General features: G+C 64.4%; 18 protein-coding genes and 2 tRNA genes. All 20 read right to left on the bottom strand.

Going from position 1 to position 19,775, the window contains the following annotated elements; translation table 11 throughout:
• Nucleotides 1–2 precede the first annotated feature (2 nt).
• Entirely contained in the window at nucleotides 3–1,514 is a 1,512-nt protein-coding gene (nusA, locus tag ABE522_RS11360; protein ID WP_042613002.1) for a transcription termination factor NusA, read from the bottom strand.
• A gap of 4 nt (nucleotides 1,515–1,518) precedes the next feature.
• Nucleotides 1,519–2,103 carry a ribosome maturation factor RimP gene (gene rimP / locus ABE522_RS11355; protein ID WP_042613003.1) on the bottom strand — a complete coding sequence of 195 codons (585 nt, stop codon included), beginning with the start codon at nucleotides 2,101–2,103 and terminating at the stop codon, nucleotides 1,519–1,521.
• A gap of 332 nt (nucleotides 2,104–2,435) precedes the next feature.
• A tRNA-Met gene (locus tag ABE522_RS11350) sits at nucleotides 2,436–2,512 on the bottom strand.
• Nucleotides 2,513–2,634: 122 nt separating this feature from the next.
• Nucleotides 2,635–4,095: an NADH-quinone oxidoreductase subunit NuoN gene (gene nuoN / locus ABE522_RS11345; protein WP_346591776.1), complete on the bottom strand. Its 1,461-nt coding sequence runs from the start codon at nucleotides 4,093–4,095 to the stop codon at nucleotides 2,635–2,637.
• Between the two features lie 36 nt (nucleotides 4,096–4,131).
• Nucleotides 4,132–5,640 (bottom strand): NADH-quinone oxidoreductase subunit M, encoded by a 1,509-nt coding sequence (locus ABE522_RS11340; protein WP_042614971.1) that lies wholly within the window; start codon nucleotides 5,638–5,640, stop codon nucleotides 4,132–4,134.
• 23 nt (nucleotides 5,641–5,663) lie between these two features.
• Entirely contained in the window at nucleotides 5,664–7,883 is a 2,220-nt protein-coding gene (gene nuoL / locus ABE522_RS11335) for an NADH-quinone oxidoreductase subunit L (protein WP_346591775.1), read from the bottom strand.
• Between the two features lie 7 nt (nucleotides 7,884–7,890).
• Complete coding sequence (gene nuoK, locus ABE522_RS11330) at nucleotides 7,891–8,196, bottom strand: NADH-quinone oxidoreductase subunit NuoK (protein WP_042614969.1); 306 nt, start codon at nucleotides 8,194–8,196, stop codon at nucleotides 7,891–7,893.
• On the bottom strand, nucleotides 8,193–8,864 hold the full coding sequence (locus ABE522_RS11325) for an NADH-quinone oxidoreductase subunit J (protein ID WP_346591774.1): 672 nt from the start codon (nucleotides 8,862–8,864) through the stop codon (nucleotides 8,193–8,195). The genes nuoK and ABE522_RS11325 overlap by 4 nt, the downstream gene beginning before the upstream one ends.
• Before the next feature lie 9 nt (nucleotides 8,865–8,873).
• Nucleotides 8,874–9,362, bottom strand: coding sequence for an NADH-quinone oxidoreductase subunit NuoI (nuoI, locus tag ABE522_RS11320; protein WP_042614967.1), 489 nt, complete (start codon nucleotides 9,360–9,362; stop codon nucleotides 8,874–8,876).
• Nucleotides 9,363–9,366: 4 nt separating this feature from the next.
• Nucleotides 9,367–10,461 (bottom strand): NADH-quinone oxidoreductase subunit NuoH, encoded by a 1,095-nt coding sequence (gene nuoH, locus ABE522_RS11315; protein WP_042614966.1) that lies wholly within the window; start codon nucleotides 10,459–10,461, stop codon nucleotides 9,367–9,369.
• Nucleotides 10,458–12,692, bottom strand: a complete 2,235-nt coding sequence (gene nuoG, locus ABE522_RS11310; RefSeq protein WP_346591773.1) for an NADH-quinone oxidoreductase subunit NuoG — start codon at nucleotides 12,690–12,692, stop codon at nucleotides 10,458–10,460. The genes nuoH and nuoG overlap by 4 nt, the downstream gene beginning before the upstream one ends.
• A complete protein-coding gene (gene nuoF, locus ABE522_RS11305) occupies nucleotides 12,689–14,029 on the bottom strand; it encodes an NADH-quinone oxidoreductase subunit NuoF (RefSeq protein ID WP_101100729.1) in 1,341 nt (446 codons plus the stop codon). Before nuoF ends, nuoG begins: the two co-directional genes overlap by 4 nt.
• Nucleotides 14,030–14,032: 3 nt before the next feature.
• Nucleotides 14,033–14,560 carry an NADH-quinone oxidoreductase subunit NuoE gene (gene nuoE / locus ABE522_RS11300; protein WP_042614963.1) on the bottom strand — a complete coding sequence of 176 codons (528 nt, stop codon included), beginning with the start codon at nucleotides 14,558–14,560 and terminating at the stop codon, nucleotides 14,033–14,035.
• A 97-nt stretch (nucleotides 14,561–14,657) separates the two neighbouring features.
• The gene (locus ABE522_RS11295) at nucleotides 14,658–15,965 is read right to left on the bottom strand and encodes an NADH-quinone oxidoreductase subunit D (protein WP_191770462.1); all 1,308 of its coding nucleotides are present in this window, start codon (nucleotides 15,963–15,965) and stop codon (nucleotides 14,658–14,660) included.
• Nucleotides 15,966–15,976: 11 nt separating this feature from the next.
• Nucleotides 15,977–16,723 carry an NADH-quinone oxidoreductase subunit C gene (locus tag ABE522_RS11290; protein ID WP_346591772.1) on the bottom strand — a complete coding sequence of 249 codons (747 nt, stop codon included), beginning with the start codon at nucleotides 16,721–16,723 and terminating at the stop codon, nucleotides 15,977–15,979.
• A 33-nt stretch (nucleotides 16,724–16,756) separates the two neighbouring features.
• Nucleotides 16,757–17,311 carry a NuoB/complex I 20 kDa subunit family protein gene (locus ABE522_RS11285; RefSeq protein WP_042614961.1) on the bottom strand — a complete coding sequence of 185 codons (555 nt, stop codon included), beginning with the start codon at nucleotides 17,309–17,311 and terminating at the stop codon, nucleotides 16,757–16,759.
• Nucleotides 17,302–17,658, bottom strand: a complete 357-nt coding sequence (locus tag ABE522_RS11280; protein ID WP_042614960.1) for an NADH-quinone oxidoreductase subunit A — start codon at nucleotides 17,656–17,658, stop codon at nucleotides 17,302–17,304. Before ABE522_RS11280 ends, ABE522_RS11285 begins: the two co-directional genes overlap by 10 nt.
• Before the next feature lie 114 nt (nucleotides 17,659–17,772).
• A tRNA-Leu gene (locus ABE522_RS11275) sits at nucleotides 17,773–17,857 on the bottom strand.
• Nucleotides 17,858–17,908: 51 nt separating this feature from the next.
• Nucleotides 17,909–18,364, bottom strand: a complete 456-nt coding sequence (secG, locus tag ABE522_RS11270) for a preprotein translocase subunit SecG (RefSeq protein ID WP_057508449.1) — start codon at nucleotides 18,362–18,364, stop codon at nucleotides 17,909–17,911.
• Between the two features lie 28 nt (nucleotides 18,365–18,392).
• Complete coding sequence (gene tpiA, locus ABE522_RS11265) at nucleotides 18,393–19,148, bottom strand: triose-phosphate isomerase (protein WP_346591771.1); 756 nt, start codon at nucleotides 19,146–19,148, stop codon at nucleotides 18,393–18,395.
• Between the last annotated feature and the right edge of the window lie 627 nt (nucleotides 19,149–19,775).

The following is a 19,775-nucleotide window of genomic DNA, read 5'->3' as shown; positions in this document are numbered from 1 at the left end:
GCTCATTCGCCGCGTTCCAGTCGGGCGATCTCCTCGGCGCGGGCAGACAGGATCAGCGCCGCGGCGCGCTCCTGGTCCAACCCCTCGATGCCGAATTCAACCACCTCGTCGGCAGCCAGGTCCGACAGGTCCTCACCGGTGCGCACGCCATGGCTGGCCAGGGCGTAGGCGGTGACCTCGTCCATGCCTTCCAGGGCCAGCAGGTCGTCGGCAGGAACGCCGTCTTCCAGGCCTTCTTCAACGGCCAGCGCCTCGTTGAGCAGCGCGTCACGGGCACGTGCGCGCAGTTCTTCGACGATGTCCTCGTCGAAGCCTTCCACCGCCAGCAGTTCGCCGACGGGTACATAAGCGATCTCTTCCACGGTACCGAAGCCTTCGCTGACCAGGATGCCAGCGATTTCCTCGTCCACTTCCAGCTTGTCCATGAACAGCTGGCGGGCCGAGGTCTGCTCGGCTTCGGACTTGGCGGTGACCTGGTCCTGGGTCATCACGTTCAACTGCCAACCGGTCAGGCGGCTGGCCAGGCGCACGTTCTGGCCGCCCTTGCCGATCGCCTGGGCCAGCCGGTCTTCGGCGACAGCCAGGTCCATCGAGTGCTTGTCTTCATCGACGATGATCGACTGCACTTCAGCCGGCGCCATCGCATTGATGACGAAGTTGGCCGGGTTCTCGTTCCACAGCACGATGTCCACGCGCTCGCCATTGAGCTCGTTGGACACGGCCTGCACGCGCGAACCGCGCATGCCGATGCACGCACCGATCGGATCGGTACGGGTGTCGTGGGCCAGCACGGCGATCTTGGCGCGGTCGCCCGGATCACGTGCGCAGGCCATGATTTCCACCAGGCCCTGGCCGACTTCCGGCACTTCCAGCTTGAACAGCTCGATCATGAACTCCGGCGCGGCACGGCTGATGAACAGCTGCGGGCCACGCGGTTCGGAGCGCACTTCAGCCAGGTAGCCGCGCACGCGGTCACCGGCACGCAGCACGTCGCGCGGGATGCCCTTGTCCTTCGGGATGAAGCCCTCGGCGTTGCCGCCCAGATCGACGAAGATGTTGCCGCGCTCGGCGCGCTTGACCACACCGGTGATCAGCTCGCCGACGCGATCCTTCCAGGCATCGACGACCTGCTGCCGCTCGGCTTCGCGCACCCGCTGCACGATGACCTGCTTGGCGGCCTGGGCGGCGATACGGCCGAAGTCCGGGTTTTCGATCTGTTCTTCGACGTAGTCACCCACGTCGACGCCTTCGGCCTCGTCGATGGCATCCATCAGGCGGATCTGGCGGTCCGGGGACTCCATGACCACGTCGTCTGCCACCACTTCCCAGCGGCGGAAGGTCTGGTAGGTGCCGTCCTTGTGGTCGATGACCACGCGCGCCAGCACTTCCTCGTCGGGGTAGCGCTTCTTCGCCGCCGAAGCCAGGGCGGCCTCGATCGCGTCGAAGATCACTTCACGCGGCACGCCTTTTTCATTGGCGACCGCGTCAACTACCAGCAGAAGTTCCTTGCTCATTGGCTCACTCCGCGCGCGGCTTCTTGGCCGCAGGCTCGTTGGATGGATTTTTGGTCGGCTTCGGACGCTTGGCCGGACCGGTCGGCTTGCTCGGGGCCAGCCCCAGCGCCACCCAGTCGGGCATGATGCGTGCCTTGTCGATGTTGTCGGCCGACACCACCAGGGTGGTCTTGTCGACGGTGAAGCTGATCGTGCCCTGCTCCGCATCGACCGAATCGATCCGGCCCTGCAGGCGGCGACGGTTGTCCTGCGGCAGCTTCAGCTGCACCTTGGCGTTCTGTCCCAGGTGCTGGCCGAACTGCGCCAGGTTGAACAGCGGGCGGTCCACGCCCGGCGAAGACACTTCCAGCGTGTAATTGCCGCTGATCGGGTCTTCGACGTCCATCTGCGCGGACACTTCGCGACTGACGCGCTCGCAGTCCTCGACGTTGATGGTGCGCTCGTCCTGCTCGGCGATCAGCACGTCGATGTACAGACGCAGCGTGGCCCCGCCGGGTGCGGGCAGATACTCGACGCCCAGCAGTTCCAGGCCCAGCGCATCGACGGTGGGGCCGAGCAGATTCGCGATTTCGGTTGCCTTGTCGCTCACAGCCTGCCTTGTTGTTGAATGTGGAAGAGATCCGGACCGCGATGGGCCCGTCCCGGAAATGCAAAAGGGCCCACTGGGCCCTTTGTCCGGTGAAATCCGGTCATTGGATTCCGGCCGCAGGGCGCGCTGACGCGATCCCCTGCGAAGCCCAGCTTCTGGTCGAAGCCGGTGGCGGGATGATCGCGCTCCATGCAGAGCCAACCATCAGATATACCGCCAGCCCGCTGATGATAGACCTTGCACCGGGTTGGTGCAAGCTGCGCGCGCCTTTGAGACCCCTGAAACGAGAAAAGCGACTCCGTTTCCGGAATCGCCCTCGTCTGATGCCTAGTTGGTAGCGGGGGCAGGATTTGAACCTGCGACCTTCGGGTTATGAGCCCGACGAGCTGCCAGACTGCTCCACCCCGCATCAGAAGTGGTTGAATTGCTGCCCCGCGAGGGAGGCCTCTTGCAACGATGTTCTGGCAGAACCGCTGCAGTCACAACTCAGGAAACGAATATTACACTAATTGCGCAGCTTTGTATCGTTTTTCAGGAAATATGTGCAAATGCCTGCTGGCACCACACCATGATCGGGTTCCAGGCCAGGCCCAGGGCCAGCAGCGCCAGTGCGTTCACGCCCAGCACCACGCCCAGCACGCGGTCGTTGTTGCGCGGCAGCGGCTCGCCCACCGGCTCATCGAAGTACATGACCTTGATCACGCGCAGGTAGTAGAACGCACCGATCACCGCGCAGATCACACCCAGCAGCGCCAGCCACAGCATGCCACCGTTGACCGCCGCGCCCAGCACGGCCAGCTTGGTCCAGAAGCCCAGGAACGGCGGAATACCCGCCATCGACGCCATGATGCACAGGATCAGCGCCGCCATCCACGGGTTGCGGGCGTTCAGGCCCTTGTAGTCGTTGATGTTCTCGGCTTCGAAGCCATTGCGCGACATCGCGATGATCGCGCCGAAGCCGGCGGTCGACATGATCGCGTAGCTCACCGCATAGAACAGCGCGGCGGCATAGCCCTGCGAACCACCACCGGCGATGCCCATCAGCAGGAAGCCGATGTGCGACACGGTGGAGAAGGCCAGCATGCGCTTCAGGTTGTGCTGGGCGATCGCCATCAGGTTGCCGATCACCAGCGACAGCGCGGCCAGGCCACCAATCAGGAGCTTCCACTCATCCGACAGCGGACCCACGCCGACTTCCAGCAGGCGGTAGGCCATGCCGAACGCAGCCAGCTTCGGCGCCGAGCTGATGAACAGCGCGACCGGTGCCGGGGCACCCTGGTAGACGTCGGGCAGCCACATGTGGAACGGCGCCGCACCCAGCTTGAAGGCGACGCCGGCGATCATGAACACCGCGCCGGTCAGCAGCAGCATCCGCTCGTCGGAATGCGGGATGGCCGCATTGATCACGTCCAGATGCAGCGAGCCGGTGGCACCGTAGATCAGCGACATGCCATACAGCAGCAGGCCCGAGGCCAGCGAACCGAGCACGATGTACTTCATCGCCGCTTCCGAGGCCAGGCCGTTGTCACGGTTGCTGGCCACCAGCGCGTAGGAGCACAGCGCCAGCAGTTCCAGGCCCAGGTAGACCATCAGCAGGCTGCCGGCGGAGACCAGGATCATCATGCCGGCGGTGGCGAACAGCACCAGCACCGGAATCTCGCCCTGGAACAGGTCGCGTTCGCGCAGGTAGCTCCAGCCGTACACCAGGCTCAGCCCGCTGCACAGCACGATCACCACCTTCATCACGTCGGCAGCGGTGTCACGCACGAACATGCCGTGGAAGACCTCCCCCTGCCCGCCCGTGCCGGTGGCCAGCATGACCAGCACAACCGCCAGTGCGGCGAGCGAGAACAGGTGGGTGATCAGCTTGTTCTGCTTGCTGACGAACAGATCGAGGATCATCAGGGCGAAGGCGCTCGCGACCAGCACCAGCTCGGGAGCGAGCGGGGGCAGGTCAGCAGCGGTCAGTGGCAGCAACGGCGAGGTGGTCATTATCAAATCCTGGAATCAGTTCGCTCGGCAGGCCGATCAGAGCAATTTGCTGGAAGCAATCTGCATCGCCAGCTTGGCGATCGACGGCTCCATCAGGTCGGTCAGCGGCTTGGGGTAGATTCCCAGGGCCAGTACGCCAATGGCGAACACGCCCAGCACCAGCCACTCGCGGCCGTTGATGTCCTTCAGTTCGGCGACGTGGGCGTTGGCCACCTCACCGAAGAAGATGCGCTTGTACAGCCACAGCGTGTAGGCGGCGCCGATGATCAGGGTGGTGGCAGCGCCCAGTGCGATCCACGGATTACGCTGGAAGGCGGCCATGATGACCATGAACTCGCCTGCGAAACCGGAGGTACCCGGCAGGCCGGCGTTGGCCATGAAGAACAGCATCGCGAAGGTGGCGAACCACGGCATCACGTTGACCACGCCGCCGTAATCGGCGATGCGGCGGCTGTGCATGCGGTCGTACAACACGCCGACGCAGGAGAACATCGCACCGGAAACAAAGCCGTGCGAGATCATCTGCACCATCGCACCCTGCAGGCCCAGGCGGGCGGCGTCGGCATTGCCGGCCTCACGCACCAGCCACAGGGCGATGAACGTACCCAGGGTGACGAAGCCCATGTGCGCGATCGACGAATAGGCGATCAGCTTCTTCATGTCGTCCTGCACCAGGGCGACCAGGCCGACGTAGATCACCGCGATCAGCGACAGCGCGATCACCAGCCAGGCCCATTCCATCGAGGCGTCCGGGACGATCGGCAGGTTGAAGCGCAGGAAGCCGTAGCCACCGATCTTCAGCGCGATGGCGGCCAGGATCACCGAACCGGCGGTCGGGGCTTCCACGTGGGCGTCTGGCAGCCAGGTGTGCACCGGGAACATCGGCACCTTGACCGCGAAGGCGATCAGGAAGGCGAAGAAGATCCAGGTCTGCTCGGTGGCGGTCAGCTGCAGCGCGTACAGGTCGGCCAACTGGAAGCTGCCGCCCTTCAGGTACAGGTAGACCAGGGCCACCAGCATCAGCACCGAGCCGAGGAAGGTGTACAGGAAGAACTTCAGCGCGGCGTAGATGCGGCGCGGGCCGCCCCACACACCGATGATCAGGAACATCGGGATCAGCATCGCTTCGAAGAACACGTAGAACAGCATCGCGTCGGTGGCAGCGAAGATGCCGACGGTGACGCCTTCCAGGATCAGGAAGGCCGCCACGTACTGGTTCACGCGCTTGTCGATGGCACTCCAGGCGCCGATCAGCGCGAGCACGCTGACCAGCGTGGTCAGTGCGATCAGCGCGATGGCGATGCCGTCCACGCCCAGGTTGTAGCCGATGTCGTAGGCCGGGATCCAGGCGCGGGTTTCGACGAACTGCAGCGCGTCGATGCCCGGGTCGTAACCGGTGAGCAGCGGGATGCTCAGGGCGAAGGTCAGCAGCGCGACACCCAGCGACGCCCAGCGGGCGGTCTGCGCATCACGGATGGCAAGGACCAGGGCGCCACCGATGATCGGCAGCCAGATGAGGACACTAAGTAGGGGCCAGTTCGACACGTTTTCTTATTCCGTACAGGTCATCAACGCAGGTAATGCATCAGCAGGCCCAGGAGGGCAATCAGGCCGATGATCATCGCGAAGGCGTAGTGATAGAGGAAACCGGATTGGGTACGACGCAGCACATTGGCTGCCACGTCCGCCCCACGTGCGACCAGGTTGACGGTGCCGTCGACGATGTTCGTGTCGAGCCAGCGCGCCACCCTGCCCAGCTTGACGCTGCCGCCGGCAAAGCCGTCGATCCACAGCGTGTCCATGCCGTACTTGTTTTCCAGCACCGACACGATCGGCGCGAAGGTCCTGCGCGCCCGGCCCGACAGGTCCGGCTTCCACAGGTAGAAGATCACGGCAAGCAGGAAGCCTGCCACGGTCAGGAAGAACGGCCAGGCGGTCATGCCATGCAGCGCGAACGCCACCGGGCCATGGAAGTGCTCGCCGAGGAAGCCCACGGTGTTCTTGGCCGGGTCGTAGAAGTCCACGATGCCGGTGAAGAAGTTGGTGGCCTGGCCCTTGATGCCTTCATGGGCGTGGTGGCCCGCCCAGTCGGTGCCATGCAGCATCGGACCGATGCTGAAGAAGCCGATGATGATCGACGGGATCGCCAGCAGGATCAGCGGCAGCGTGACCACCCACGGGGTTTCATGCGGCTCGTGCGGGCCATGGCCATGACCATGGTCGTCGTGGCCGTGGTCGGCATGCGCATCAGCTGCATGTCCGTCGACGGCATGCGCATCGGCGGCATGGGCATGGTCGTCATGCGCATCGTGGCCATGGCCGTGGTCGTCGTGGGCCACGTCGCGGAAGCGTTCCTTGCCATGGAAGGTCAGGAACAGCAGGCGGAAGCTGTAGAAGCTGGTCACCAGCACGCCGCCCAGCACCGCCCAGTAGGCATAGGTCGCCACCCAGCTGCTGGACATGTGCGCGTGGATCTCGGCCGCCTCGATGATGGTGTCCTTCGAGTAGAAGCCGGAGAAGAACGGGGTGCCGACCAGGGCCAGCGTACCGATCCACATGGTGATGAAGGTGATCGGCATGTACTTGCGCAGGCCGCCCATCCTGCGCATGTCCTGCTCGTGGTGCATGGCGATGATCACCGAACCCGCACCGAGGAACAGCAGCGCCTTGAAGAAGGCGTGGGTCATCAGGTGGAACACCGCAGCCGAGTACGCCGAGACGCCCAGCGCCACGGTCATGTAGCCCAGCTGGGACAGCGTGGAGTACGCGACGACGCGCTTGATGTCGTTCTGCACGATACCGATCAGGCCGGTGAAGAACGCCGTGGTGGCACCGATGAACAGCACGAAGTTCAGCGCGGTCGGCGACAGCTCGAACAGCGGCGACATGCGGGTCACCATGAAGATGCCGGCGGTGACCATCGTCGCGGCGTGGATCAGGGCCGAGATCGGGGTCGGGCCTTCCATCGAGTCCGGCAGCCAGACGTGCAGCGGCACCTGCGCCGACTTGCCCATCGCGCCGATGAACAGGCAGATGCAGATCACCGTGGCGCTGGCCCAGACGACCGGCTGTTCCAGTACCTGGATGGTGTGCAGGCCGAACAGGCTGATCGAACCGGACCACACCTGGATGGCACCGTTGGCCAGTTCCGGATCCATGATCTTGGCGAACACGGTGGCGTAGTCGAGGGTGCCGAATACCCACAACACGCCGCCGATGCCGAGCAGGAAGCCGAAGTCACCGACACGGTTGACCAGGAAGGCCTTCATGTTGGCGAAGATCGCGGTCGGGCGCTTGAACCAGAAACCGATCAGCAGGTAGGACACCAGGCCCACCGCTTCCCAGCCGAAGAACAGCTGCAGGAAGTTGTTGCTCATCACCAGCGTCAGCATGGAGAAGGTGAACAACGAGATGTAGCTGAAGAAGCGCTGGTAACCCGGGTCTTCTTCCATGTAGCCGATGGTGTAGATGTGCACCAGCAGCGACACGAAAGTCACCACCACCATCATCATGGCGGTGAGCTTGTCGACCATGAAACCGACGTGCGCCGAGTACTGGCCCACTTCGAAGAAGGTATAGAGGTTCTCGTTGAACGGCTGCGCGCCGCCCCACAGCAGCTGGTAGAACACGTACATCGACAGGGCGCAGCTGACCGCCACGCCGAGGATGGTGATGGTCTGCGCGCCGAGGCGCCCGACCTGGCGACCGAACAGGCCGGCGATGATGCTGCCGAACAGCGGTGCAAGCACCACTGCGATCAACAGACTCTTGGCGAGTGTGATTTCCATCTGTTAATCAGCCCTTCAACGAATCGACTTCGCCGACATTGATCGTTCGACGTGTACGGAACAGGGTCACCAGGATTGCCAGGCCGATGGCGGCCTCGGCAGCTGCGACGGTCAGGATGAAGAACACGAACAGCTGGCCGGCCGTGTCACCCAGTTCGCGCGAGAACCCGACGAAATTGATGTTCACCGACAGCAGCATCAGTTCGATGGACATCAGCAGGACGATGACGTTCTTCCGGTTGAGGAAGATGCCGGCCAGGCTGATGCAGAACAGCACCGCACCCAGCGCCAGGATATGGCCCAACGTGATCATGGCTTGGTCTCCTCGCCTGCTGCCGGCATATCGACGGCGGCCTTGGTGTTGCTGTGCACGAACGGCTGGTCGACGTCCATCTTGACCACGGTGAGACGGTCACGCGACTTGACCATGGTCTGCTCGCCGGGGTTCTGCGTCTTGATGCCGGTGCGGTGACGCAGGGTCAGCATCACGGCGGCGACCACTGCGACGGTCAGGATGACCGCGGCGAACTCGAACGGCAGCAGGTACTCGGTGAACAGGCTGCGGGCCAGCCAGATGATGTTGGACGTGTCTGCGGCCAGCGCGGCGGCGTTGTCGGCCGGGAACGGGTTGACCGCCCTGCCCCGCACGCCGATCAGGGTGACGATCTGCACCAGCATCACCACCGCGACCACCAGCCCGACCGGCAGGTAACGTACCCAGCCTTCGCGCAGGTTGTCGGTGTCGATGTCCAGCATCATCACCACGAACAGGAACAGCACCATCACCGCGCCGACATACACCAGCACCAGGGCCACGCCGAGGAACTCAGCGCCGACCAGGATCCAGATGCAGGCCACGGAGAAGAAGGTCAGCACCAGGCAGAGCACGGCGTTGACCGGGCTGCGCGCACTGATCACCGCCGCGGCCGAAACACCGGCTGCGATGGCGAAAACCCAGAAAGCGATATTTACCCAATCCATGTCTCGACCTCAGCGGTAAGCGGCGTCGGCGGCACGGCGCTCGGCGATTTCGGTTTCAAGCCGATCACCCAGGGCCAGCAGCTGCGGCTTGGTAACGATGTTTTCGCCACGATTCTCGAAGTGGTACTCGAGGATGTGGGTCTCCACGATCGAGTCCACCGGGCAGCTTTCTTCGCAGAAGCCACAGAAGATGCACTTGAACAGATCGATGTCGTAACGCGTGGTGCGGCGGGTGCCGTCCTCGCGCTTGGCCGAATCGATGGTGATGGCCAGTGCCGGGCAGACCGCTTCGCACAGCTTGCAGGCGATGCAGCGCTCTTCACCGTTGGGATAACGGCGCAGGGCGTGCAGGCCGCGGAAGCGCGGGGACTGCGGGAACTTCTCCATCGGGTACATCATGGTGTACTTCGGCTTGAAGCTGTACTTCAGCGTCAGCCACAGACCGGCCAACAGCTCCAGCAGCAGCAGGCTCTTGAAGTAATGGGTAATCCTGTTCATTACGTTAGACACCCTTTTGAATCACGCCGAAGAACACCATCAAGGCGGTGACCGCGATCCAGAAAATGGTCAGCGGGATGAAGACCTTCCAGCCCAGCCGCATGATCTGGTCATAGCGGAAGCGCGGGAAGCTGGCACGGAACCAGATGTAGGCGCTGGCGAAGAAGAACACCTTGATGAACAGCCACGGCCAGCCACCGGTCCAGATCCAGTCGATGAACGGCGAGATCGCGCCCGGGTTCACCCAGCCCTGGATCGGGCTCAACCAGCCACCGAGGAAGAAGATCGCGATCAGGAAGCTGATCAGGATCATGTTCGCGTATTCGGCGAGGAAGAACAGCGCGAAGGCACCGCCGGAGTATTCCACCATGTGGCCGGCGACGATTTCCGATTCGCCTTCCACCACGTCGAACGGCGCGCGGTTGGTTTCGGCCACGCCGGACACCCAGTACACGACGAACAGCGGGAACAGCGGCAGCAGGAACCAGTCCAGGAAGCCGGAGTTGCCGGCCTGCGCCATCACGATGCCGGTCAGGTTGAGGCTGCCCGAGGCGATCATCACGCCGACCAGGGCGAAGCCCATGGCGATTTCGTAGCTGATCATCTGCGCCGAGGCGCGCATCGCGCCCAGGAACGCGTACTTGGAGTTGGATGCCCAACCGGCCAGGATGATGCCGTACACGCCCAGCGAGGTCATCGCCAGCAGGTACAGCAGGCCGGCGTTGGCGTTGGACAGCACCAGCTGCGCATCGAAGGGCACCACCGACCAGGCCGCGAAGGCCGGTGCCAGGGTGATCAACGGCGCCAGCAGGAACAGCACCTTGTGCGCGTTGGCCGGCTGCAGCACTTCCTTGAACAGCAGCTTGAAGACGTCGGCGAAGGCCTGGAAGATGCCCATGCCCACGTACATCGGGCCGTGGCGGACGTGCATCCAGCCGATCAGCTTGCGTTCCCAGACCACGTAGAAAGCCACCGAAATGATCACCGGCATGGTGATCACCAGGATCTTCAGGATGATCCACAGCAGGGCGCCGATCTCACCAAGGCCAAGCAGCCACTGGTGCAGCGGGTCCACTGCGTTCAACAGCAATTCGTTCATGCAGCCACCACCGTTACGCGTGCGGCGCCCAGCGGTGCGGTTGCACCGTGGCCCGATTCAATCCAGACCGAACCCGCGGCAACGCGGGCGTCGACCACCACCGGCAGCGTGGCGCGGCCGGCATCGGTGCCGACCTTGGCCATCTGGCCTTCCTGCAGCTGCAGGCGGGCGGCATCGGTGGCATTGAGCACGATGCGCGGGGCGGTGTTGAGCGGATGCGACTGCAGCGCCGGTGCACGACGGACCACCGCGTCGGTGCGATAGATCGCCGCGGTCGAAGCCACTTCCAGGCCTTCGCTGGCCACGGGAGCGGCCGACGAAGCGGCGACGGTCACGCTCACCGGTGCCAGGCTGGCGCGCAGGCCGGCCAGGTCGATGAACTCGAAACCGGCCAGTGCCATTTCGCCACCCAGGGCGCGCAGCACGCGCCAGCCCTCGCGGGCCTCACCCGGCAGCTTGCCGCCGGCGCGTGCCGACTGCGAGCGACCATCGAGATTGGTCAGCGTGGCGTCGATTTCCGGCAGTGCGCCGATCGGCAGGATCACGTCGGCGACATCGCGGGTCGAGGCGCAGGCGAACTGGCTGAAGGCCACCACCTGGGCACCGGCCAGCGCCTTGCGGGCGGCGGGGGCGTCGGCGAAATCCAGGCCCGGCTCCAGGCCGTAGACCACGTAGGCCTGGCGCGGCTGTGCCAGCATGCCCGCCACATCCTTGCCGGCCGGCAGCACGCCGGCGCGGGTCAGGCCGATGGCATTGGCGCCCTGCGGGATACGGCACAGCCTGGCACCGGTTGCGGCAGCGAAATCACGCGCAGCGGCGCGGATCGCGGCGGCCTGCGGGTGGTTTTCGGCGATGCCACCGACGATCAGCACGGTGTTGCGACCGCCCTGCACCGCCGAACGCAGGTCTGCGTTTTCCAGCGCGCCGGCGAAGGCCGACGGAGCGACGATCTGCTTGCTGGCGATGCTGAAGGCGAAGTCGAAGTCGACCGGGTTGACCACGTGGATCTTCGCGCCGTTGCTGGTCTGCGCCTTGCGCAGGCGGGCATGCAGCAGCGGAAGTTCATGGCGGATGTTGCTGCCCAGCACCACGATCTGGTCGGCGCCTTCGATTTCGGCCAGCGGGAGCCCGAACACTTCGGCGGTCGCCGCGTCGGAGAAGTCGCGGTTGTTGATGCGGTGGTCGATGTGGGTCGTACCCAGGCCCGATGCCAGGCGGGCCAGCAGCGCGCCCTCCTCGTTCGAGGTCGACGGGTGTACCAGCACGCCGAGGGCGTCGCCCTGGTTGGCCTTCAGGATGTCGGCGGCGGCACCCAGGCCTTCGGCCCAGCTCACTTCCTTCCACTCGCCGTTGACCTTGCGCAGCGGCTTGACCGCACGGTCTTCGCTGTACAGGCCCTGGTGCGAGTAGCGGTCACGATCGGACAGCCAGCATTCGTTGACCAGCTCGTTGTCGCGCGGCACGGTGCGCAGCACTTCGCCGCGACGCACGTGCAGGAACAGGTTCGAGCCCATCGCATCGTGGTAGCCCAGCGATTCGCGCGCGGTCAGTTCCCACGGACGCGCACGGAACTGGAACACCTTGTTGGTCAGCGCGCCCACCGGGCACACATCCACCACGTTGCCCGACAGTTCGGTGGTCAACGGCTTGCCGTCGTAGGTACCGATCTGCAGGTTCTCACCGCGGTACATGCCGCCCAGTTCATAGGTGCCGGCCACGTCGGCGGTGAAGCGGACGCAGCGGGTGCACTGGATGCAACGGGTCATTTCGGTGGCCACCAGCGGCCCCATGTCCTCGTCCACCACCACGCGCTTGCGCTCGTTGAAGCGGCTGACCGAACGGCCATAGCCCAGCGACACGTCCTGCAGTTCGCACTCACCGCCCTGGTCGCAGACCGGGCAGTCCAGCGGATGGTTGATGAGCAGGAACTCCATCACCGAGCGCTGGAACTTCAGCGCTTTTTCGCTGCGGGTGGCGACCTTCATGCCATCCATCACCGGCGTGGCGCAGGCAGGCGCCGGCTTCGGCGACTTCTCCACGTCCACCAGGCACATCCGGCAGTTGGCGGCGATCGGCAGCTTCTCGTGGTAGCAGAAGCGCGGGATCGGGATGCCGGCCTTGTCGGCGGCCTGGATGATCATCGAACCCTTGGGCACCACCAGCGACTGGCCGTCGATTTCGACGGTCACGTGGTCCGGTGGCACGTTGGGCGTTACGGGTTGCGCGCTCATGCGGCAGCAGCCTCCACCTTCTTGCCGTCAACCATCGAATGACCGTTGACGATGTAGTACTCGAATTCGTCCCAGAACTGGCGCAGGAACCCCTGGATGGGCCATGCCGCCGCTTCACCGAACGCACAGATGGTGTGGCCTTCGATCTGGCCGGCCACGGCCTTCAGCTGGTGCAGGTCTTCCATCGTGGCCTTGCCGGCGACGATGCGCTCCAGCACCCGGTGCATCCAGCCGGTACCTTCACGGCACGGGGTGCACTGGCCACAGGATTCCTTGTGGAAGAACTGGCTGATGCGGCAGGCGAACTTGACGCAGCACACGCTGTCATCCAGCACCACGATGGCACCCGACCCCAACCCGGTGCCGAGGGCACGCAGGGTGTCGTAGTCCATCTGCAGGCCCTTCAGCTCGTCGGCTTTCAGCACCGGCATCGACACGCCGCCCGGGACCGCGCCCTTCAGCGTGCGGCCCGGCTTCAGGCCGCCGGCCATTTCCAGCAGTTCGTCGAAGGTGGTGCCCAGCGGCACTTCGAAGTTGCCGCCCTTCTGCACGCAGCCGGACACCGAGAAGATCTTCGGCCCGCCGTTCTTGGTCAGCGACAGGCCCTGGAACCATTCCGGTCCATTGCGGATGATCGCCGGCACCGAGGCATAGGTCTCGGTGTTGTTGATGGTGCTGGGCTTGCCGTACAGGCCGAAGTTCGCCGGGAACGGCGGCTTGTAGCGCGGCTGGCCCTTCTTGCCTTCCAGCGATTCCATCAGCGCGGTTTCTTCGCCGCAGATGTAGGCGCCGGCGCCCAGCGCACCGTAGATGTCGATGTCCACGCCGCTGCCGAGGATGTCCTTGCCCAGCCAGCCGTTCGCGTACGCGTCGGCCAGGGCCTGCTCGAAGTTCTCGAACGGCTCGTGGTGGAACTCGCCACGCAGGTAGTTGTAGCCCACGGTGCTGCCGGTGGCGTAGCAGGCGATCGCCATGCCTTCCACCACCGAATGCGGGTTGTAGCGCAGGATGTCGCGGTCCTTGCAGGTACCCGGCTCGGACTCATCCGAATTGCACAGGATGTACTTCTGCATCGTGCCCTTGGGCATGAAGGACCACTTCAGGCCGGTCGGGAAACCGGCGCCGCCACGGCCGCGCAGGTTGGACTGCTTGACCATCTCGATGACCTGCTCCGGCGGGATCTTCTCTTCGAGGATCTTGCGCAGGGCGGCATAGCCACCGGTCTTGAGGTAGCTTTCGTACGACCACGGAGTGTCGTAATGCAGGGTGGTGTAGACCACCTGGTGCGGCAACGGTGCGGGACCGACCGGACCACTGGGTGCGTGATGATGTGCCATGGCTTACTCCAACCCGTCCAGCAGCTCGTCGACTTTCTCGACGGTCAGGCGCTCGTGGTAATGGCCGTTGATGACCATCATCGGTGCACCGGCACAACCGGCCAGGCACTCTTCTTCGCGCTTGAGATAGATACGACCGTCCGCCGTGGACTGGCCGGTGCGGCAACCGAGCTTCTTCTCGGCATGCGCGACCAGGTCTTCGGCCCCGTTCAACCAGCAGCTGATGTTGGTGCAGAACGCCACGTTGTGGCGGCCGACCTTCTCCAGCTCGAACATCGAGTAGAAGCTGGCGACCTCGTAGGCCCACACCGGCGGCAGGTCCAGGTACTTGGCCACGCCGGCGATCAGCTCGTCGGTCAACCAACCGGCGTTCTGTTCCTGCGCAGCGTGCAGGCCCTGCAGCACGGCCGAGCGCTTGCGGTCCGGCGGGAACTTGGACAGCCAGTGATCGATGTGAGCACGGGTCTTGTCGCTCAGCACCACCATCGGATCGACGTCGCGCGCCGCCTCGAAATTACCTGTCGCCTTCATCGGCCGACCTCAGCGAAATGCATGTCTTGGAATTCCATATGCTGCGGCGCCGGCTTGCGCCGGCTGCCTGCAGGAAAGAGGGTCAGGTCAGCCGGATTCACCGGTCGACCTCGCCGAACACCAGGTCGTAGGTGCCGATCATCGCCACCACGTCGGCCAGCATGTGGCCGCGCACGATCGAATCGATCGAGGACAGGTGGGCGAAGCCCGGCGCACGCAGGTGCACGCGGAACGGCTTGTTGGCGCCGTCGGACATCAGGTAGCAGCCAAACTCACCCTTCGGCGCTTCGACGGCGGCATAGGTTTCACCGGCCGGCACGCAGTAGCCTTCACTGAACAACTTGAAGTGGTGGATCAGCGCTTCCATGTCGTCCTTCATCGCTTCACGGCTCGGCGGAGCAACCTTGAAGTTGTTGACGATCACCGGACCCGGGTTGGCCTTCAGCCACGCCACGCACTGCTTGATGATGCGGTTGGACTCGCGCATTTCGGCCACGCGGCACAGGTAGCGGTCGTAGCAGTCGCCTTCCTTGCCCAGCGGGATGTCGAAATCGACGGCATCGTACTTGGCGTACGGACGCTTCTTGCGCAGGTCCCAGGCAACGCCCGAACCCCGCAGCATCACGCCGGTCATGCCCCACTGGTGGGCCAGTTCCGGGGTGACCACGCCGATGCCGACGGTACGCTGCTTCCAGATGCGGTTGTCGGTGAGCAGGGTTTCGTACTCGTCGACGCGACCCGGGAATTCGTTGGTGAAGTTTTCGATGAAATCGAGCAGCGAGCCTTCGCGCGATGCGTTCAGCTGCTTCAGGGCGTTGCCCTTGTGCCAGCGCGATTCCTTGTACTTCGGCATGTGGTCCGGCAGGTCGCGGTAGACGCCACCCGGACGGTAGTACGCCGCGTGCATGCGGGCGCCGGACACGGCTTCGTAGCAGTCCATCAGCTCTTCGCGCTCACGGAAGGCGTACAGCATCACCGCCATCGCACCCAGGTCGAGCGCGTTGGAACCCAGCCACATCAGGTGGTTCAGGATGCGGGTGATTTCGTCGAACATGGTGCGGATGTACTGCGCACGCTCCGGCGCTTCGATCCCCATCAGGGTCTCGATGGCACGCACGTAAGCGTGCTCGTTGCACATCATCGACACGTAGTCCAGGCGGTCCATGTAACCGATGGACTGGTTGAACGGCTTGGACTCGGCCAGCTTTTCGGTGCCACGGTGCAGCAGGCCGACGTGCGGGTCGGCACGCATGATGGTTTCGCCGTCCATTTCCAGGATCAGGCGCAGCACACCGTGCGCGGCCGGATGCTGCGGGCCGAAATTCATCGTGTAATTGCGGATTTCCTGCCGGTTCTCGGCAGCGTTGCTGGCGAAGGCGGCGTGCGCCTGTTCGACCGGCTTGATCACCTGTGCACTCACTTCATTGCCTCCTGCGAACGCTCGCCGGCTGCGGTCTGCAGGCGGGCGTCGTCACGGATCACGCGCGGCACGCCGACGCGCGGCTCCACCGAGGTGACCGGCTCATAGACCACGCGCTTCTTCTCTTCGTCGTAACGCACTTCGACGTTGCCGATCAGCGGGAAGTCCTTGCGGAACGGATGGCCGACGAATCCGTAGTCGGTCAGGATGCGGCGCAGGTCCGGATGGCCTTCGAAGATCACGCCGAACAGATCGAACGCTTCGCGTTCGAACCAGTTCAGGCCCGGCCATACGTCGGTCAGCGAACGCACGACCGGCAGGCCCTCGTTCGGTGCGAAACAGCGCAGGTGCAGCATCAGGTTGTGCTGGTACGAACGCAGCTGCGCGACCACGGCAAAGCGCTGGACCGGCATGTGCTGCGGCTGCGCGCCACCGGCATCTTCCTCGCTGGGGAATTCACCCCAGGCGAAGCGGCCGGCGCCCTTGCCTTCGACACCGCGGCTGAAGCCCTGCGAGGACACGTCAGCGGTGTCCCATTCGTCGGAACCGTAACCGAGGTAATCGACGCCGCACAGGTCCACGGACTGCTCGAAACCAAATTCGTCACGCAGCGCGAGCGCGGTGGCGTGCCAATCCGAGGCAGGCACTTCCAGCGTCACTTCGCCGCGGGGTTCGACCACGATGACCTTGCCGCCGGTGAAGCGGGCGGAAAGTCGGTCGATGAAGGATGCTTGCTCTGCCATGGGGGCTTGGCGCGCTCTTGTAGGGTGGAAGGGTCAGCGGGCGATGGTCTGCGTACGCCAGATCTTCTTCTGCAGCTGCAGGATCCCGTACACCAGCGCTTCGGCGGTTGGCGGGCAGCCCGGGACATAGATGTCCACCGGCACCACGCGATCGCAACCGCGAACAACCGAATAGGAGTAATGGTAGTAGCCGCCACCGTTGGCGCAGCTGCCCATCGAGATGACCCACTTCGGGTCCGGCATCTGGTCGTAGACCTTGCGCAGCGCCGGGGCCATCTTGTTGACCAGCGTACCGGCCACGATCATCACGTCGGACTGGCGCGGCGACGGGCGGAACACCACGCCGTAACGGTCCAGGTCCAGGCGCGCGGCGCCGGCGTGCATCATTTCCACTGCACAGCAGGCCAGGCCGAAGGTCATCGGCCACATCGAACCGGTACGTGCCCAGTTCAACAGGGCATCGACGCTGGTGGTGACATAGCCCTTTTCCAGCAGCGGATTATCGCCGGCCGGTCGCAGGATGTCGTCAACCCGCCCTTCCGGGGTGGGGTTGTTCATCAGGCCGTCGAGAGTTTGGATCACTCCCATTCCAGCGCTCCCTTCTTCCACACGTAAATGAAGCCGAGGAACAGCATGCCGACGAACAGGCCCATGGTGACCAGCGAACGCGCGCCGAGCTCCATGAAGACCTGGGTCCAGGGCACGATGAAGATGATTTCCAGATCGAAGACGATGAACTGGATCGCGATCAGGTAATAGCGCACGTCGAACTTCATGCGCGCGTCTTCAAAAGCCTCGAAGCCGCATTCGTACGGCGAGAGCTTCTGCAGATCGGGACGGCGTGGGCCGAGGAATCGTCCGATCAGCATCAGCGTAATGCCGATACCGGTAGCGACGATCAGAAACAGCAGAGACGGCAAATATTCGGCCAGCACAGCGATTCTCTCTTGCCTCTGCCGCCGCGCCTGCAGGCGCTTTGGCATGGGGGAGTGGACGGGATGACGCTCCCCGGCGCAGGGCGCGCCGGACGTACCCGCTTACTTACTAAATGGTGCCCAAGAGGGGACTCGAACCCCTACGACCTAAGTCGCTACCACCTCAAGGTAGTGCGTCTACCAATTCCGCCACCTGGGCTTACGATCACGCTGGACTATCTATCCAGTGCGCGGCGTATTGTAACCGTCTTCAGTCTTTCTGGGAGCCTTCCGGCTGCTTTTCTTCACCAGAATTCGAAGATTCCGCCTGAGCCGGCACAGTCGCGGCCGGAACCGGCTGCTGGGCAGGCTGCTGCACCGGCACCGGATCGGCGGCCGGCACGCTGGCCGGACGTTCACCGGCCGGAGCAACCGGGACGCTGGCCGCCGGCGCGGCCATCAGGCCGAGGTCCTGCTGGGCGGCCGGGCGGCTGCCGTGGCCGGCGTACCAGGCCATGAACAGGCTGATGCCGAAGAACACCACGGCCAGCCACTTGGTGGACTTGGACATGAAATTGGACGCACCACGCGCGCCGAACACCGTGCCCGAGGCGCCGGCACCAAAGCCCGAACCCGCGGCGGCACCGGAACCACGCTGCATCAGGATCAGCGCGATCATGGCCACTGCGACCAGCACGTAAACGACATTGAGGATCAACATCAGCATCTGGAATCCGTCCTCGGACTACTTCTAATCAGGTTGCAGCCGCCGCCTGGGCGATGGCCAGATAATCGGCGGCCACCAACGAGGCGCCGCCCACCAGCCCGCCATCGACGTCGGGCTGTGCGAACAGCTCGGCGGCATTGTCGGGCTTCACGCTGCCACCGTAAAGGATGGTCAGGGAATCGGCGATTCTAGCATCCACCTTGGCCACTTCGCCACGGATGAAGGCATGCACCTGCTGCGCCTGCTCCTTGCTGGCGGTACGCCCGGTACCAATCGCCCAGACCGGCTCGTAGGCCACCACGGCGTTCTCGAAGCCCTGCCCGCCCACCAGCGCCAGCACCGGCGCCAGCTGGCTGGCGATCACCGCCTCGGTCTGTCCGGCCTCGCGCTGCTCCAGGGTTTCGCCTACGCACAGCACCGGCACCAGGCCGGCGTGCAGCGCGGCGGCGAACTTGCGCGCCACCAGCTCACTGCTTTCGTGGTGGTACTGGCGGCGCTCGGAATGGCCGACCAGCCCGTAGCGGGCGCCCACTTCGTGCAGCATGCTGGCCGAGACTTCGCCGGTGTAGGCGCCCTTCTCGTTGCTGCTGACGTCCTGGGCGCCGAAGGAAACGGCGGTATCGGCGAAATCATCGGCGAGCTCGCCGAGGTACGGCAGCGGCGGCAGGATCACCAGTTCGACCCCCTGTTCCGGCGCCCCGTTGGCGATGTCGGTGACCAGGGTGGTGGCGAACTCACGGGTTCCGTGCAGTTTCCAGTTTCCGGCGACGATCTTGCGGCGCATGGGCGATGGCTCCGTTTCGTATCAGCCGGACATGATAACGAATGAAATTATCTGCCGTTGGGCCGTAATCGGTTACATCTTGTTTGTCAGCGGTCGAACGGGTGAAACCCCCTCGCGGCGGGCTGCTTACAGCTGGCTACGTGTGGTTGGGGCCGGGCGGTGGGGCTGGTCGGGGGACGGCAAGAGCCGCTCCTGCGGGCCTCGTTTCGCGCCATCCATGGCGCTCAACGCCCCCGCCCAGCCCCACCGCCCGGCCCCTCTGACAGGTCCCGGGGGCCGCCAGCCGCGTTATAAAAGAACAAAAGCGGTAGCGCCGACCCATGGTCGGCGGAAACCATCAGATCCCATTCCCCGCAGAATCCGCCGACCACGGGTCGGCGCTACCAAGCCCACCGCCAACAAGCAGCCCTGCAGCTTCTGCCGTTGGGCCGTAATCGGTTACATCGTGTCTGCGGGTAGTCGAACGGGTGAGACCCCCTCGCGGCTGGCTTGAGAGCTGGAGCTGCGGGTGGATCGGGCGGGGAGGCTATGCGGGGCACGCGCAAGTACGTCCATGTAGCTCTTCGCGGCTCCTGCCGCTCAAGGCCCCGCATAGCCTCCCCGCCCGACCCATGACAGGTTCCGGTG

The sequence above is a fragment of the Stenotrophomonas lacuserhaii genome, from assembly GCF_039674585.1.
Taxonomy (GTDB): Bacteria; Pseudomonadota; Gammaproteobacteria; order Xanthomonadales; family Xanthomonadaceae; genus Stenotrophomonas; species Stenotrophomonas pennii_A.
The sequence above is the reverse complement of the archived record's forward strand: the minus strand, read 5'-3'. Positions and strand labels throughout refer to the sequence as shown.

What these genes read in the sequence shown, in the direction of transcription:
- nuoF (WP_101100729.1), bottom strand. Translation starts at nt 14,029, where the DNA reads ATGGCACATCATCACGCACCCAGTGGTCCGGTCGGTCCCGCACCGTTG.
- tpiA (WP_346591771.1), bottom strand. Translation starts at nt 19,148, where the DNA reads ATGCGCCGCAAGATCGTCGCCGGAAACTGGAAACTGCACGGAACCCGT.
- nusA (WP_042613002.1), bottom strand. Translation starts at nt 1,514, where the DNA reads ATGAGCAAGGAACTTCTGCTGGTAGTTGACGCGGTCGCCAATGAAAAA.
- nuoG (WP_346591773.1), bottom strand. Translation starts at nt 12,692, where the DNA reads ATGAGCGCGCAACCCGTAACGCCCAACGTGCCACCGGACCACGTGACC.
- nuoL (WP_346591775.1), bottom strand. Translation starts at nt 7,883, where the DNA reads ATGGAAATCACACTCGCCAAGAGTCTGTTGATCGCAGTGGTGCTTGCA.
- nuoN (WP_346591776.1), bottom strand. Translation starts at nt 4,095, where the DNA reads ATGACCACCTCGCCGTTGCTGCCACTGACCGCTGCTGACCTGCCCCCG.
- nuoH (WP_042614966.1), bottom strand. Translation starts at nt 10,461, where the DNA reads ATGAACGAATTGCTGTTGAACGCAGTGGACCCGCTGCACCAGTGGCTG.
- secG (WP_057508449.1), bottom strand. Translation starts at nt 18,364, where the DNA reads ATGCTGATGTTGATCCTCAATGTCGTTTACGTGCTGGTCGCAGTGGCC.
- nuoK (WP_042614969.1), bottom strand. Translation starts at nt 8,196, where the DNA reads ATGATCACGTTGGGCCATATCCTGGCGCTGGGTGCGGTGCTGTTCTGC.
- ABE522_RS11285 (WP_042614961.1), bottom strand. Translation starts at nt 17,311, where the DNA reads ATGGGAGTGATCCAAACTCTCGACGGCCTGATGAACAACCCCACCCCG.
- ABE522_RS11325 (WP_346591774.1), bottom strand. Translation starts at nt 8,864, where the DNA reads ATGGATTGGGTAAATATCGCTTTCTGGGTTTTCGCCATCGCAGCCGGT.
- ABE522_RS11290 (WP_346591772.1), bottom strand. Translation starts at nt 16,723, where the DNA reads ATGGCAGAGCAAGCATCCTTCATCGACCGACTTTCCGCCCGCTTCACC.
- nuoE (WP_042614963.1), bottom strand. Translation starts at nt 14,560, where the DNA reads ATGAAGGCGACAGGTAATTTCGAGGCGGCGCGCGACGTCGATCCGATG.
- nuoI (WP_042614967.1), bottom strand. Translation starts at nt 9,362, where the DNA reads ATGAACAGGATTACCCATTACTTCAAGAGCCTGCTGCTGCTGGAGCTG.